16 protein-coding genes are annotated in these 16113 nt (G+C 51.2%); 5 read left to right on the plus strand and 11 right to left on the minus strand.

Going from position 1 to position 16113, the window contains the following annotated elements; genetic code table 11:
- Nucleotides 1–104 precede the first annotated feature (104 nt).
- From atpA to EHV15_RS04820, 10 genes are all read right to left on the minus strand, one after another.
- Nucleotides 105–1619: a F0F1 ATP synthase subunit alpha gene (atpA, locus tag EHV15_RS04775; protein ID WP_128630227.1), complete on the minus strand. Its 1515-nt coding sequence runs from the start codon at nt 1617–1619 to the stop codon at nt 105–107.
- Between the two features lie 15 nt (nt 1620–1634).
- Nucleotides 1635–2183 (minus strand): F0F1 ATP synthase subunit delta, encoded by a 549-nt coding sequence (locus tag EHV15_RS04780; RefSeq protein ID WP_128630228.1) that lies wholly within the window; start codon nt 2181–2183, stop codon nt 1635–1637.
- A complete protein-coding gene (gene atpF / locus EHV15_RS04785) occupies nt 2180–2668 on the minus strand; it encodes a F0F1 ATP synthase subunit B (protein ID WP_128630229.1) in 489 nt (162 codons plus the stop codon). The genes EHV15_RS04780 and atpF overlap by 4 nt, the downstream gene beginning before the upstream one ends.
- Before the next feature lie 115 nt (nt 2669–2783).
- Entirely contained in the window at nt 2784–3011 is a 228-nt protein-coding gene (atpE, locus tag EHV15_RS04790) for a F0F1 ATP synthase subunit C (RefSeq protein ID WP_036619226.1), read from the minus strand.
- Nucleotides 3012–3125: 114 nt separating this feature from the next.
- Nucleotides 3126–3947, minus strand: a complete 822-nt coding sequence (gene atpB, locus EHV15_RS04795) for a F0F1 ATP synthase subunit A (RefSeq protein ID WP_128630230.1) — start codon at nt 3945–3947, stop codon at nt 3126–3128.
- Nucleotides 3948–3981: 34 nt separating this feature from the next.
- Nucleotides 3982–4356, minus strand: a complete 375-nt coding sequence (locus tag EHV15_RS04800) for an ATP synthase subunit I (protein ID WP_128630231.1) — start codon at nt 4354–4356, stop codon at nt 3982–3984.
- Nucleotides 4356–4592, minus strand: a complete 237-nt coding sequence (locus EHV15_RS04805) for an AtpZ/AtpI family protein (protein ID WP_128630232.1) — start codon at nt 4590–4592, stop codon at nt 4356–4358. The genes EHV15_RS04800 and EHV15_RS04805 overlap by 1 nt, the downstream gene beginning before the upstream one ends.
- A 182-nt stretch (nt 4593–4774) precedes the next feature.
- On the minus strand, nt 4775–5929 hold the full coding sequence (gene wecB / locus EHV15_RS04810; protein ID WP_128630233.1) for a non-hydrolyzing UDP-N-acetylglucosamine 2-epimerase: 1155 nt from the start codon (nt 5927–5929) through the stop codon (nt 4775–4777).
- 235 nt (nt 5930–6164) lie between these two features.
- The gene (upp, locus tag EHV15_RS04815; protein ID WP_036619220.1) at nt 6165–6794 is read right to left on the minus strand and encodes a uracil phosphoribosyltransferase; all 630 of its coding nucleotides are present in this window, start codon (nt 6792–6794) and stop codon (nt 6165–6167) included.
- A 380-nt stretch (nt 6795–7174) separates the two neighbouring features.
- A complete protein-coding gene (locus tag EHV15_RS04820; RefSeq protein WP_128630234.1) occupies nt 7175–8167 on the minus strand; it encodes a LacI family DNA-binding transcriptional regulator in 993 nt (330 codons plus the stop codon).
- 244 nt (nt 8168–8411) lie between these two features.
- Here EHV15_RS04820 and EHV15_RS04825 point away from each other — a divergent pair, with 244 nt between their 5' ends.
- The 5 genes from EHV15_RS04825 to gtfA all read left to right on the plus strand — a co-directional run bounded on the left by EHV15_RS04825 (nt 8412) and on the right by gtfA (nt 14739).
- Complete coding sequence (locus EHV15_RS04825) at nt 8412–9731, plus strand: ABC transporter substrate-binding protein (protein ID WP_128630235.1); 1320 nt, start codon at nt 8412–8414, stop codon at nt 9729–9731.
- Nucleotides 9732–9822: 91 nt separating this feature from the next.
- Complete coding sequence (locus EHV15_RS04830; RefSeq protein WP_128630236.1) at nt 9823–10707, plus strand: carbohydrate ABC transporter permease; 885 nt, start codon at nt 9823–9825, stop codon at nt 10705–10707.
- Entirely contained in the window at nt 10707–11537 is an 831-nt protein-coding gene (locus EHV15_RS04835) for a carbohydrate ABC transporter permease (RefSeq protein ID WP_128635183.1), read from the plus strand. The genes EHV15_RS04830 and EHV15_RS04835 overlap by 1 nt, the downstream gene beginning before the upstream one ends.
- Nucleotides 11538–11579: 42 nt before the next feature.
- Complete coding sequence (locus tag EHV15_RS04840) at nt 11580–13262, plus strand: glycoside hydrolase family 13 protein (protein ID WP_128630237.1); 1683 nt, start codon at nt 11580–11582, stop codon at nt 13260–13262.
- A gap of 34 nt (nt 13263–13296) precedes the next feature.
- Nucleotides 13297–14739, plus strand: a complete 1443-nt coding sequence (gene gtfA / locus EHV15_RS04845) for a sucrose phosphorylase (RefSeq protein WP_128630238.1) — start codon at nt 13297–13299, stop codon at nt 14737–14739.
- Nucleotides 14740–14852: 113 nt separating this feature from the next.
- On the opposite strand, the gene EHV15_RS04850 is transcribed toward gtfA, so the two are convergent.
- Complete coding sequence (locus EHV15_RS04850; protein WP_128630239.1) at nt 14853–15860, minus strand: Rpn family recombination-promoting nuclease/putative transposase; 1008 nt, start codon at nt 15858–15860, stop codon at nt 14853–14855.
- Between the last annotated feature and the right edge of the window lie 253 nt (nt 15861–16113).

Raw genomic sequence — 16113 nt, forward strand, 5'->3', positions numbered from 1 at the left:
TTCGTAAGCAAGTGCTAAAACTTTGGCGGAGCCAAAGTTGTTTTACACAGCCACAAACCGGCGTTTGCGCCATAAAGCCAAAGCCGGTTTATGCTTCAACTCATTTATGCATTCGTCGCGAATCCGCGTTTAAACTGCTCGATCACTTGTTTCAGCTTTTCTTCGTTGTCTGCGGTCAAATCCTTTGTATCGCGGATCGACTGCAGCACGTCGTCATGCTGGTTTTGAACGAAAGACAGGAATTCGGCTTCAAAACGGCGTACATCGCCCAGCGGGATATCGTCCAGATAACCTTTAACCGCCGTATACAAGCTGATAACCTGCAATTCGACGGCAAGCGGTTGGTTTACGCCCTGCTTAAGGATTTCCATCATCCGCGAACCGCGCGTAAGCCGGGCTTGCGTCGATTTGTCCAGGTCGGAGCCGAACTGGGAGAACGCCTGAAGCTCGCGATATTGGGCGAGATCAAGGCGCAGGCTGCCCGCAACCTTCTTCATCGCTTTGATTTGCGCCGAACCGCCTACCCGGGAAACGGAAATACCGACGTTGACGGCCGGACGTTGACCGGAATAGAACAGGTCGGACTCCAGGAAGATCTGGCCGTCCGTGATCGAAATAACGTTCGTCGGAATGTAGGCCGATACGTCGGACGCCTGCGTTTCGATGAACGGCAGCGCCGTAATCGACCCGCCGCCAAGCTCGTCGCTCAGCTTCGCGGCGCGTTCCAGCAAACGGGAGTGCAGATAGAATACGTCGCCAGGGAACGCCTCGCGGCCCGGCGGACGGCGAAGCAGCAAGGACAATTCGCGGTAAGCCGCGGCTTGCTTCGACAAGTCGTCATAAATAATCAAAACATGCTCGCCTTTGTACATAAAGTACTCCGCCATCGCAACGCCGGCATATGGAGCGATGTACAACAGCGGCGACGGTTCCGAAGCGGAAGCCGTTACTACGATCGTGTAATCCAACGCGCCGTGGCGGCGCAGCGTTTCCACGACGTTAACGACGGTGGATTGCTTTTGCCCGATAGCGACGTAAATACATTTCACGCCGTTGCCTTTTTGGTTAATGATCGTGTCGATCGCGATCGCCGTTTTACCGGTTTGACGGTCGCCGATGATAAGCTCGCGTTGGCCGCGGCCGATCGGAACCATCGAGTCGATCGCCTTGATACCGGTTTGCATCGGCTCATGCACCGATTTCCGGTCAATAACGCCCGGCGCGTTGTTTTCCACCGGACGGAATTCCGTCGTCTCGATCGGCCCTTTGCCGTCAACCGGCTGACCGAGCGGGTTCACGACGCGGCCCAGCATAGCTTCCCCTACCGGAACCTGCATGATTTGCCCAGTGCGTTTTACTTGAGCGCCTTCGCGGATTTCGCTGTATGGTCCAAGAATAACGACACCGACATTGCTTTCTTCCAGGTTAAGCGCAAGACCAAAAACGCCGTTTTCAAACTCAAGCAGTTCGTTTGCCATGGCGTTTTCAAGTCCGTGGACACGGGCGATACCGTCACCAACTTGAATAACGGTGCCGACCTCGGCCACTTCGATTTCCGATTTATATTGTTCGATCTGACTTTTAATCAGCGTGCTGATCTCTTCAGGTCTGATACTCAAGTGTTTCACCCCTATCTACAGTGCTTGTCTTCGAAAAGACTTTTCAAGCCGTTCCAACTTACCGGCCAAGCTTCCATCGTACAACGTATCGCCGATTCTGACCTTCATGCCGCCGAGCAGCGAGTTGTCGATCTCGTTCCGGACGCGAATTTTCTTGCCCACAAGCGCGCCGAATTCGGCGGCAACCTGCCCTTTCTCTTCTTCGCTTAGCGGGTATGTGGTGAACACCAGCGCATTGGCAATTCCAAGGGCATCGCTAGAGATTTTAATGTAAGCGTCCAACAGCTCGGGCAAAATCCCGACTCTTCCGCGCTCCACCAGCAGCTTCGCCAGCGAAACGACGGGCTTAGACAACTTGCCCTCGATCGCCTGGGAAATCACTTCCCATTTTTGGCTTTCGGTGATGTTCGGCGAAGAAATAAAATGCGAGACTTCTGCTCCGGAGCGGAAGGCGCCAACCAGCGCTTTCAGTTCATCTTCCACTTCCAGCGTCCGGTTTTCCCCCGCCGCAATTTCGTACAACGCCTTGGCATACCGTTTAGCAGCTACGGTCTCGCGGCTCATGAGCGGCCACCGACCTCTTTAAGATACTTGTCAACCAGTTCGCCCTGAACTTGGTTTTCGCTGACTTCTTTTTCGATCAGCTTGGAAGCGATCTTCACGGAGACAGTTCCCACTTCGTTGCGAAGTTGTTCCACGGCGCGGTTTTTCTCGTTTTGAATATCGCGAACCGCTTCTTCCTTCAAACGAGACGCTTCCTCCTTGGCCTGCTCCAGCATTTGAGCCGCCTGCTTGCCGCTCGTTTGCTTGGACTGCTCGATGATGTCGTACGCCTCTTTACGCGCTTGCTGCAGAGCCGCCTTCTGCTCCTCCACAAAAGCGCTTGCTTGCTCGCGGGTTTGCGCGGCTTCGCTCAGCTGCTGCTGCACGAGCTCGCGGCGTTTCTCCATTACGGAAAACAGCGGGCCGAAAGCATATTTATTTAACAAGAAGTATAGAATTCCGATCGCGATCAGTGCGATGACGGTATTTTCCCATACGAATTCCAATCTCAAGTCACTCCTTTCCGAAGCCTATCCGCATATAGCGTATCGTCCTGCCTGGGCTAAAAAGAAGGCGTGGACGGCTGTGGCCTTCCCCGCCAGTTCTTCTTTCCCTTTTCAATTAGCCGGCCAAGCCGTAGAACATAAAGGCCAAGACCACGCCGATGATCGGAAGTACCTCGATCAAACCAACGCCGATAAACATCGTCGTTTGCAGAGTGGATTTCGCTTCAGGTTGACGAGCGATCCCTTCGACCGTTTTGCTGATAACCATCCCGTTACCCAGCGCTGCGCCAAACGCGCCCAAACCTGCTACGATAGCTGCTGCCAATAATGCCATTGCTCCCATTTGTATATCCTCCTTAAAAATAAATTCAATTTGTATAGTTCAGTCAGGATGAAGGCCTACTCCAATCCGTAACTTGAAACTGATTTAAGACTTTGCTGATAAATTCTCACAACATCAATGCTCTTCTTCGTGACTTTCCAGGTTTTGCGAAATATACACCATCATCAGAATCACGAATACAAAGGCCTGAATCGCCCCGACGAAAATACTGAATCCTTGCCATGCCATGAGCAGCGGCACCGACGCGATCGCCCCGATAACGCTTGCTTTTGCCAAAGTCATGATCGTGGAGATCAACACTTCGCCCGCGAAAATGTTCGCATAAAGACGGACGCCGTGCGTCAGCAGCTTCGACAGCTGCTCGATCAAGTTAATCGGCAGGAAAAACGGATATGGTTGAATGTAATGCTTTAAGTAATTTTTCGTGTTCTTTGCCAATCCAAGTCCATGGGATAACAGGAATACCAGCAACGCGAGTCCCATGGTCACGCTGACATCGGCGGTCGGCGACTTCCACCAGGCCACCTCGGCATGAGCTTCTTCATCCGGGTGCTTGACGTGCGCTTCCTCAAGCGCGGTCGTAACGGAAGTAATTTCTTGTCCGAAAATGGTAGCTTTTGCCGGATCGTGATACTCCGTGACCACCCCAAGCGGAAGTCCAAGCATATTAGCGACAAAAATAAACATAATCATCGTCAAAGCCAAGGAGAGAAAAGGTTTCCCTTTTTTCATATCCATCGTGCTCGAAATCAGGTTCTGAACGAATTCTACCGCCCATTCCATGAAATTTTGCAGTTTCCCGGGGTTCTCCACGGATAGATTCCGCGTCGCCAGACGAGCGATAACGAACACAATCGTGCAGGTCACCACCAACATCAAAACAATCGACAGGTCGATGCGCAGCCCGCCCAATAAGATAATCGGAGCTTCATGCATGCTTTCTCACCCCCATTCTCAGGTTGAATACAACTCAAGGTTTGCGAGAATATTTGATGCCTATAATAAGAAGGTAAAATTGCGCAAAAACCAGGCTTCCGGCAACCGCGTACACGTTGAGATACTGCGGATATTTCATGGCGGCAAACACCGCCAAAACCGCCGTAGCCGTCCGGGTAAGAAAACCCATGTTGATCCGCTTGGGTTCACCGGCCGCAGCCGCATCGGCTAAACGCCGCACCTTGCGGCCCAGGTAATACGCATTGATCCAGCTTACCGCCGCTCCCAGGGCCATACCGAGCATAATGCTTTGCAAACCCGGCAATAAAGCGCCTCCCAAAAAGCAAAGGGCCAAGAAACCTAACGTCCCTGCTGTCAAAGCGCGGCTTAATTTCGACAGCTCATCCATTATTTCCCCCTCACGACTGATCTGATCAGCGCGACGATGCTGACGATTCCGACCGCAATTCCGGCTAGAACGCCCAGACCGATACCGACACCATTCGTCAGCCAAAGCTTATCCAACCAGGAACCGAAGTAGAAACCGCCGATTGTGCATATGGCAAAATTCGTCCCTAAGGCCGTTACCAAAGCGGCAACCTTCCACACGCTGTTACCGGCTCCAGGTTTAGTCGGATCTTCCATTTCAATTCACCCTAATAATCCCAATTTATTTTACTAATTGTGAACAGTTATTGTCAATTGAGGTTTTTTAGTGATTTAAAGTCATGAAATGCTAAATTCGTCCTTGAAATCCTGGAGTAAACGCGTACAGCGTACAGTAATACTGTATACTTTTTTATGCTTGCGATCAAAACAAATTTTCATCATTTTGTGAACTTTCTGTGAAAATCCTCCGGACGCTCATCCAAAATTCCAAAATGGTGATAAATCGCATTGACAATTCTTCCAGATGCCTTTCCGTCACCATATGGATTAGCAGCATGGCTCATGGCGGCGTAAGCTTCCTGATCGCTAAGCAGCGCCTTTGTCCGTTCATAAACCATCTCCTCGTTTGTGCCGACCAATTCCAGCGTGCCCGCCTCGATCCCTTCCGGACGTTCCGTCGTGTCTCTCAGCACGAGAACAGGAACGCCAAAGGATGGCGCTTCTTCCTGCAAACCGCCCGAATCCGTAAGTATAAGATGGGTGTGCGGATAAAAATTGTGCAGATCCACCACATCCAAAGGATCGATAAGTTTAATACGGGGATGCCCGCCCAAGGTTTCGTAAGCCGGCTCTCTAACCGCCGGGCTCGGATGCACCGGATACACGATGGCCACATCCGCAAACTCATCGGCGATTCTCCGCACGGCGCGGAAAATATTCAGATGCGGTTCGCCCTGCGATTCGCGGCGGTGAGCCGTCATCAGAATCAATCGTTTGCCCGCGGCCCAGTCGAGCACATCGTTCTTATAATCAGGTTGTACTGTATATTGAAACACATCCGTGACCGTGTTGCCTGTGACATATATAGCTGACGCCGGCTTATTTTCCTTCCGCAAATTTCCAGCCGACCAATCCGTCGGAGCAAAATGCAGATCGGCAAGTACCCCTGTCAGCTGGCGGTTCATTTCTTCCGGATAAGGGGACAGCTTGTTCCAGGTACGGAGGCCCGCTTCGACATGTCCGACTTTGATCTGCTGCAGAAATGCCGCATAGCTGGCCAGGAAGGTCGTAAGTGTGTCGCCGTGGACAAGCACGATATCCGGCTTCGCCTCGCGCAGCACTCCTTCCAGTCCTTGCAGCACGCGAATCGTGATTTCATTCAGGCTTTGGTTCGGCTTCATGACATCCAGATCGTAGTCCGGAACGACTTTAAATACGTCCAGCACCTGATCCAGCATTTCGCGGTGTTGAGCCGTCACGCAAACGACGGACTCGATCCGGTCGCTATGCTTTTGCAATTCCAGAATCAGCGGCGCCATTTTAATCGCTTCCGGCCTAACGCCGAAGACGGTCATTACTTTAATCTTAGACATCTCTCATTTCCTTCCTTAAAGAGGTAGTTCAAAAAGTCGTCTTTTGATCACGAAGTTGGTACATAGCAGCATATTCGGCATCGAATCTTGAATTCAGCCGGGCCTTCCGTTGCTCACGTAGGATCATCCTACGCTCCGCTACTCAGTCCCTGGCTTCATCCAACCTTCTTGGTGCTGAAAAGCCAACTTTTTGAACAATATTTATAATGAGATAGTTCAAAAAGTCGTCTTTTGATCACTTTGTGCCGTATAAGCGGTCGCCGGCGTCGCCCAGGCCAGGGATGATATAGCCGTGATCGTCCAGGCGTTCGTCCAGCGCGGCGACGTAGATATCGACGTCCGGATGGGCGTCGTGCACCGCCTTAACTCCTTCCGGCGCGGCGATCAGGTTCATCATTTTGATTTGCGTGCAGCCGCGTTTTTTCAGGGCGTCGATCGCCGCAATCGCCGAGCCGCCTGTCGCCAGCATCGGATCGATGACGATCAGCTCGCGTTCCTGCACATCCGTTGGCAGCTTTATGTAATATTCCACCGGCTGCAGCGTCTGCGGATCGCGGAACAATCCGACATGTCCCACTTTCGCCGCGGGCAGCAGTTTTAAGACACCGTCCAGCATCCCCAGCCCCGCGCGGAGAATCGGAATGAGCCCGAGCATCCGGCCGGAAATGACCCGCGATTCGGCCTCGGCCACCGGGGTTTGCACCTTGATAGATTCTAGCGGAATATCCCGCGTAATTTCATAGGCCATTAACGTGGCCACTTCATCTACCAGTTCGCGGAAATCCTTCGTGTTCGTTCGCATATCACGGATAAATGTCAGTTTGTGTTGGATTAAAGGGTGATCGCATACCACCAATTTCGCCATAGTTAGTCCCTCCGGTTCTATTGCTAAGTTTCCACTTGCATCAAGTTTTCTAAACTCCAATACGCCACAAATCTTGTTTATTATATCACTGTCTTTTTTCGAATGCCATGAAGGGCTGGCATGGGATCAACTGGCAAAAAAGAGTAAAAGAAAAACGTGGTATCGACGTACTTGCGATGGAAAGCGGAGATAACTTGGTAGCGAAATGCAAAAGTGCAGGCCATTTTCGCTAAAGCCCCCAAAATGGGCTCGGTCTTCTATTATAAAAAAGCGCCCAAGGCGCCCGGCGACAAAATCCGTCTTTTAGCCGGCGGCTCGCGCCGTTTGGCGCGAACCCTCGGCTCATGACTCTTCTATATAATAGCCGTATCTGATGGAAATCAGGTCGTTTCCCCTTGAATCAGGGTGATGTCCACCGTCGTATTGTTGATCAATTCCCCTTCCGTATTTTCGATCATCCGGATCAACGTGTTGGTCAGCATGGCCCCGATCCGGTCGCTTGGCTGCATGATGGTGGTCAGCTTCGGATTTTGCAGCATCCGCGTGAAGCTGTGATAATCGTAGCCGACGATTTTAAAGTCCTGCGGCACCCGGATCCCATTCTGCTGTGCGTAAATGTACAAAGCGTAAGCCACGATGTCATTACTGCAAAATACGCCGTCGTATTCGGAAAGCTTGTCCGGCGGCAACTTTTCGGTGATAAATGACCAGAAATAATCGAAGGTGAGCTTGTTATGCGCGCCTTCGATGATATCGTAGGAAACTCCGTGCTTCATGCAGGTAATTACAAAGGCGTCCCTTCGCCGGTTGGAGAGCATATCAAGCCCGAGCGGCCCCGAGATATGCAGCAGCCGTTTGCATCCCCGCCCGATCAGATGCTCCGTCGCCAGCTCCCCGCCTCTGTAATTGTCGGAACCGACGCAAGGGATGTTCGCCGATACGAGGCGGTCGAAGGAAACGATCGGAAAGGGAACCTTCTTGTAGCTTTCGATATCCATCGTATGACTGCACATAATAATCCCGTCCACCCGATTCTGGCGCAGCATGCTAATGTAGTTGGCTTCTTTTGCCGGATCCTCAAGGGAATTGCAAACGAGCAGCTTGTAGTTTTTTTCATTCGCGCTTACTTCAACGTATTTGATCAAATCGGAGAAAAACGGATGATTGGAGTCGGGAACGATAATCCCGATAAAATAAGACTGATTTTTCTGGAGCGCCCTGGCGATCTCGTTGGGATGATAATCGATCATCTCCATCGCCTTTTCCACCTTGCGGCGGGTCTCTTTGCTGATATATCCCCGGTTGTTCATCACTCTGGAAACGGTTGTCACGGATACCCCGGCAACTTTGGCCACATCTTTGATACTCGCCATTTCATGCATCCCCTCACTTCATCTATCGGAAGAGAACCCGTAGTTCGGAATTGTATATTTCCATAATAGTCCGCCATATCCTGGCATACAACTGTTTTCATATGATTAACGATACCATAAATCAGTGTAAATTATCAGCTACTATATCCTTATTTTTCGGGTTTTTTTCATAGGAAAACGTTTGACATATTTTTTGCTCAGTTATAAAATGAGTTGTATTCAAAACCTAGGAGGTCTAATAGTCATGAAGAGAACGCTTTCATCATTCCTGCTTGTCGGCCTATTGTCCCTGGCGCTTGCGGCATGCGGCGGCAAGGCGGGCACCGACAACGCCGGAGCCGGGAATGCGGGCGGCAGCGGAGCGAAAACGGAAATTTCGGTGCTTGTCGGCAAACAGGAAATTTCAAAACAATTTGAGGAAATGGTCCAGGAATATAACAGTTCGCAGGACAAGGTCAAAGTTTCTCTGATTCCGATGGCCGGACAGAACGGCTACCAGCGGATCACCACCCTTTACGCTTCCAATAACGCGCCGAACATTATGCACTTTTTGAGCGAATTTGACCAAATGAAGGACAAGCTTGCCGATCTTTCCGATCAGGAATGGGTGCAGCATGCCAATGCCGGTACTCTTGATTATGTCACCGTCGACAACAAGGTATACGGTATGCCGATGTCGATCGAAGCCTTCGGGTTCCTGTACAACAAGAAAGTGCTGGATGCAGCCGTAGGCGGCAGCTTTGATCCTTCCACAATCCGCACCCAGGACGACTTGAAAGCTTTATTCGGCAAGATCGAAGCCAGCGGCGTAAGCGCTGTTGAAATCACTCCGGTGGACTGGTCCTTGGGCGCGCACTTCACAAACGTGTTCGCCGCAAACGAAGCCCAAGATCACGCGGGACGTTTACAATATCTCGAAGATCTGAAAAGCGGCAAAGTGGACTTGGCCCAAGACCAGGTTTTCAACGGCTGGCTGGACACGCTGGATCTGATCAAACAGTACAACTATGCGAAGGACGCGCCGCTCACCGCAACCTATGACGACGCTCCGATCGTGCTCGCGGACGGACAAGCCGGCATGTGGTTCATGGGCAACTGGGCATATACTCAAATCAAGGAAATCGACCCTGAAGGAGAGTATGGATTCCTGCCGGTTCCGGTCAGCAACAACGCCAGCGATTTCGGAAACAGCCGCATTTCCGTGGGCGTACCGGAATATTGGGTCGTCGATGCCAGCCAATCCACGCCTGAAGAACAGCAGGCTTCGAAGGATTTCCTGAACTGGATGGTGTCCAGCGAAAAAGGACAGGACTACTACGTGAATCAGTTCGGATTTTTGCCGGCTTACGACAATTTCACGACCAAGCCTGCGGATCCGGTCTCCACATCGGTGCTTTCCTACACGGAATCCGAGAACACACTGGCATGGATGAACTCCTATTATCCGCCCGATGCCTTCCCTGCTATGGCGGCCAGTCTGCAAAAATACCTGGGCGGAGAAACCGACAGAGCCGGGTTAACCAAGGAGTTTCAAGCTTACTGGGCTTCTGCCGGCAAGAAATAAGAGAAGTGCCGCATCACTAATATAAACTGCCGGGAATAAGCATGGCCGCTTACTCCCGGCTTCATTTCAGGCGCCAGATGGGAGGTTCCTTATGTACAACGAAAAAACATGGATCGACAAACTGAAAGTTTTTATGACCTTTGGCTTTATTCCTTTATTCGCTTTTGCGACAGTCATCGTTGTCCCCTTTTGCATGGGAATATTCACGACGCTCACGGACTGGAACGGCACCTCCGACACCTTTCATTTTTTAGGATTTTCCAACTATCAAGCCGCCCTGACCGATTCAACGTTCTGGACATCGATGGGGACGACGCTGAAATACGTAGTCATCACGCTTGTGCTGACCAACGTCGTCGCGTTCGGGCTCGCCCTGCTCGTCACCAGCGGTTTTAAAGGGCAAAATTTTTTCCGTGCCGGTTATTTTACGCCCAATCTCATTGGGGGCATTATTCTGGGGTTCGTATGGCAGTTTATTTTTGCCAGAGTATTTACATATGCCGGCCGCGAGCTGGACTGGGGATTTCTGTCCTCGTCCTGGCTGGGCGATCCCGATAAAGCGCTATGGGCCCTCATTATCGTGAGTATTTGGCAAAATGCCGGATACATGATGCTCATCTATGTAGCAGGCTTAAACGGGATTTCGGCATCGCTGACCGAAGCGGCCAGTCTGGACGGAGCTTCTTATATCCGCCAGCTGTTCAGCGTTAAAATTCCGCTCATGGTTCCCGCCTTTACGATCAGCTTGTTTTTGACGCTGCAAAGAAGCTTCATGGTGTACGATACGAACCTGTCGCTGACGAAAGGCGATCCTTTCCGCTCGACGGAATTGATCGCTATGCACGTGTACAATGAAGCCTTTGTGTACCAGCGTTTCGGCCCGGGGCAAGCCAAAGCGTTTATCCTGTTTGCCGTGGTGGCGATCATCGCCATCGTTCAGGTCAGCGTGATGAAAAAGGTGGAGGTGGAAGCATGATGACAGGGTCATCCCGAATGAAAAAAGCATCCGCGCTCGTGTTGAACGTATTGCTGCTGGTTGCGTTCATTTTCCCGCTGCTCATGATCATCGTGAACTCGTTGAAATCGCGGATCGATATCGTGCGCAATCCGCTTGCGCCGCCGGCGGACTGGAGCTTTGCCAACTACACCGAAGCTTATAAGACCATGGGATTCGGCAGCGCCTTTGTCAATTCTTTGATCATCACGGTCTTCGCCGTCGCGTTGATCTTGATTTTCTCTTCCAGCCTCGCTTTTTTCCTGGTGAGATGGAAATGGAAAATCAATCATATCATCCTGCTGATGCTGATCTCTTCGATGATTATCCCGTTCCAGGCGATCATGATTCCGTTCGTCTCGGTGTTCGGATCTTTGGACATGCTCAGCAGCAAATGGTGGCTCATTTATTTTTACCTCGGGTTCGGCATCAGCTTGTCGACCTTTATGTACCATGGTTTCATTAAGGGCGTCCCGGTCGATATGGACGAAGCGGCGCTGATTGACGGGGCCGGACGAATCAAGCTGTTCAGCAGCGTGATTTTCCCGATTTTGAAACCGATCACGACCACGATCGCCATACTCAACGTACTTTGGATTTGGAACGACTTTCTTCTTCCTTCGCTGGTTCTCATATCGCCGGAAGATCGGACGTTACCGCTGTCCACCTTTTATTTTTTCGGTAAATATACGTCCAATTACGGAGTAGCCATGGCGGCGCTGGTTCTTTCGATGATTCCGATCGTGATTTTCTACGTAGCGATGCAGCGGCAGATCATCCAGGGCGTCGTGGAAGGAGCCGTCAAATCGTAACCGGACTATAGAGACAAAACGAAACAAGGAGCAGGAGAGCCCATGAATCAGGAGTGGTGGAAACAAAGCGTTGTCTATCAAATTTATCCGCGCAGCTTCAAAGACAGTAACGGGGATGGGATCGGCGACATCAAGGGAATTACGCAAAGCCTGGATCATTTACAAAACCTGGGCGCCGACGTCATTTGGCTGTCGCCGGTTTACCGTTCCCCCAACGATGACAACGGGTACGACATCAGCGATTACCGCGCCATTATGGATGAATTCGGAACGATGCGCGATTTCGACGAAATGCTGATTGAAGCCCATGCCAGAAATATAAAAATCATGATGGATCTCGTCGTGAACCATACCTCGGACGAACATCCCTGGTTTATCGAGTCGCGCAGCTCGAAGAGCAGCCCTTACCGCGATTATTACGTGTGGAGACCGGGGAAAAACGGCGGTCCTCCTAACAACTGGGGCTCCTTCTTCGGTGGGAGCGCCTGGGAACACGATCCCGCCACTGGCGAATATTATTTGCATTTGTTCAGCAGGAAGCAGCCCGACCTGAATTGGGAAAATCCGCAATTGCGCCGGGAGGTGTACGATCTGATGACCTTCTGGCTGGACAAAGGCGTGGACGGATTCCGGATGGATGTCGTTAATTTCATATCGAAAGACCAAAGTTTTGGCGACGGCGTTGTTGGCGATACGGCTTACGGCGACGGCGGGCCCCACTTCACGAACGGCCCCCGCATTCATGAATTTCTCCACGACATGAACCAGGAAGTGCTCGCTAAATACGATACGATCACGGTCGGCGAAATGCCAAACGTGGGCGTCGAGGAAGCGAAGCTGTACACCGCCAAGGAGCGCCAGGAGCTCAACATGGTGTTCCATTTCGAGCACGTTGATGTCGGCAACGGCAAATTCGGAAAATGGTCCCCGCAGCCGTGGAAGCTGACGGATTTAAAGACGATTTTCACCCGTTGGCAAAAAGGGCTGGAAAAACAGGGCTGGAACAGCTTGTACTGGAGCAACCATGACCAGCCGCGGGCGATTTCCCGCTTCGGCTGCGACAGCGAGGAATACCGCGAAATATCCGGCAAAATGCTGGCCACCTGCCTGCATATGCTCAAAGGGACGCCTTACATTTATCAAGGCGAAGAGATCGGAATGACCAATGTCCAGTTCGAATCCGTGAACGACTACCGCGACATCGAAACTTTAAATACGTACAGAGATTATCTGGCGGCCGGACTACTTACCCATGGGGAAATGATGAAGGCGATTCACGAACGCAGCCGCGACAACGCCCGCACGCCGATGCAGTGGACGGACGCGGAGCATGCCGGATTTACGGCCGGGCAGCCTTGGATGGCCGTGAACCCGAACTACCGCTACATCAATGTCGAAGCCGCAATGCGGGATCAAAATTCGATTTTTTATTACTATCAAAAACTGATCCGCCTGCGCAAGGAAAATCCGGTGATCGTGGACGGCGGCTACGAGCTGCTGCTGGACGATCACGAACAAATATACGCCTACACGCGGACTCTGCAAGAAGACCAATTGCTCGTGATCTGCAATTTTTCCGCAGAACGTCCTCTGTTCACGCTGCCGGAAGGTTTGACCCGCACCCGGGCCGAACTGCTGATCTCCAATTACGAGGCCGATGATGAGGAAGATTTCCGGTCATTCCGGCTTAAGCCGTATGAAGCCAGAGTGTACCGGTTGAAATAAATACCGCTTATTTTCCGATAGAGAAGGAGAACTTATGAAGATTAAAAATGAAGCGATGCTGATTACGTACGCAGACAGCCTCGGGACAAACTTGAAGGAATTAAATCAGGTGCTGGACAAGCATTTGCAAGGAGTCGTCGGCGGCGTTCACCTGTTGCCTTTCTATCCTTCTTCAGGCGACCGTGGATTTGCCCCCATGGATTACACCAAGGTCGATCCGGCCTTCGGCGATTGGTCCGATGTCGAGCAGATGAGCCAAAAATATTACATGATGTATGATTTCATGATTAATCATATCTCCCGGCAATCGCCGTATTTTCAAGATTTTTTGGAGAAAAAAGACGAGTCCGCTTACAAGGATCTGTTTATCCGCTACAAAAATTTCTGGCCCGGCGGAGAACCTACCCCGGAGGACGTGGATTTGATCTACAAGCGCAAGCCGCGCGCCCCTTATGTCGAGGTGACCTTTAAAGACGGGAGCACGGAAAAGGTATGGTGCACCTTCGACGAGCAGCAGATCGACCTGGATGTGACGACAGACACCACGAAAAAGTTCATCCGCGACAATCTGACGTTCTTGGCCCAAAAAGGAGCCTCTATCATCCGGCTTGACGCCTTTGCTTACGCCAACAAAAAAATCGGCACGAACTGCTTTTTCGTGGAACCGGATATTTGGGACATGCTGCGGTATTCCGAGGACATCATTTCCCCTTCCGGGATTACGGTCCTCCCTGAAATTCACGAGCATTACAGCATTCAGCTGAAAATCGCCGAACAGGACTATTATGTGTATGACTTCGCCCTGCCGATGCTGGTGCTGCATGCCTTGTACAGCGGCCAGGTCCACCGGCTCGTTCATTGGATGGGCATTTGCCCGCGCAAGCAGTTTACCACGCTGGACACCCATGACGGCATCGGGGTCGTCGACGTTAAGGATCTGCTGTCCGACGAGGAGTGCGAAATGACCCGGGAGAGCCTGTACAGCCAGGGCGCCAACGTCAAAAAGATTTACAGCACGGAAGCCTACAACAATCTCGATATTTACCAAATCAACTGCACTTATTATTCGGCGCTCGGCAACAATGACCAGAGCTACTTGTTGGCGCGGGCGATTCAATGCTTCGCTCCAGGCATCCCGCAAATCTACTATGTAGGCTTGCTCGCCGGCGAAAATGATATCGAGCTGCTGGAGAGCACCAAAGAAGGGCGGAACATCAACCGCCATTACTACACGCTGGAGGAGATCGAACGCGAAGTGGAACGTCCTGTCGTGAAACAGCTGTTCCGGCTGCTGAAGTTCAGAAATACCTGCCCGGCGTTTGACGGAACCGTCGAAGCCGAGCAAGTGGACGTCAACAATTTGCGGATCGTTTGGAAAAATGGCCTTTCCGAAGCGAAGCTGGAAGCGAACCTCGCTACCAAACAATTCAGCATCCGATACAAAGACACAGAAACAGACTGGACCACATTGATGTAGTTCTTAAGCGAATAAGTCACACTTAAGAAACGACGCCTGCCAGGGATAAAATTTCCCGTGTACAGGCGTCTATTTTTTGCTGCTGCTAGGTTATGCGCCCCGCCCGGCTGAATTCAAGACTGCTTCTTCAGCTTTGCCACCAGCTCTTCGGACAGCCCCGTAACTTTAGCCACCAGCGATATCTCCATTCCCTCGCGAAGCATATTGAGCGCCGCCTTTTCCATGCCCTTTTCGATTCCCTTTTCCATTCCCACTGCTATGCCTTGTTCAATGCCTTGTTCAATGCCTTTCTCCAAGCCTTCTTCCAAACCTTCCTTCAAGCCTTCCTCATACCCCAAACGACTCCACACAGGCATCAGTTTCATAATAGACTCACCTACCTCCGGGTATTGTTCTTTCAACTCTTCCAGCAACCGCTTGTCTTGCTCGGGATCGGCATTGAAATACTGATCCGCCACCGACATGATCAAGGCCATTCGCGCATCATCCAGCTTTCCTTGTAGCCGTAAAATCATCCGTAAATACGCCAGGCGTATTTCTCGCTCTTCTCCCTCAGTATAGCCCATTTTCGCCAGCAGTGCAGCAGCCACCGGATTGCCGGAATCGATAAATTGCCGCCAAGGTTGCTTCCGCAGTTCCACCTTCATAAATTCAAACCAAAGAATAGGCTGCTGCGGCGTACTCATCACCAGCGTATTTTTCTCCTCCTTAGCCTCGTCCGCTGTAAAAACAGCGATGGGAATAATCAGTTTATACTCCTTCCGATGCCGCTCAAACAAACGGCTGAAGTAGATGAACATTCGCTCGTGGAAGTCGTTCTCCCGATAGGACTGCGGCTCGATGTGGATCAATATGTACGCATCCAGCTCCAAGTATCTCGTCTCCAGCAGCAGATCCAGCGTCCGCTTCTCCTCGCCAACGATATCCACAAGCAGCTCCTGCATTAAAAAACGGGTATGACGATGATCGAGCAGCTTGTCCAGCTCAGGAAAAAACAGTTCGATAAACTCCGCAAAAAAGGTTTGCAGCAGCTTCTTAAACGCTTCGTCATGTGGGGTGAACGCCCTGCCTTTCGGCCATCTTGCTTTCTCTTCTTTTACCGCTAGTTCATAAGCACTCATGATTAATCCCTTCCCCTTCCTCTACCATAATCCAACAATTTTGCAACAAAAAAAGCACACCGCCACAGCGCCCCTAAGGCGCCAGCAAGTGTGCTTCACTTTTTCGTTTCATTTATATATACACTATATCATCGATCAGCATGGGAAAGCAATGCCGTTGAAGTAGCAGTAAACATCGTCTTTTTCCTAACGGACTGAAATGACGCTATTCTTAATTTCCCAGCCTATTTCCCAAGCTTACGGACCAGAAGGA

The organism is Paenibacillus oralis (genome assembly GCF_003863965.1).
Taxonomy (GTDB): Bacteria; Bacillota; Bacilli; order Paenibacillales; family Paenibacillaceae; genus Fontibacillus; species Fontibacillus oralis.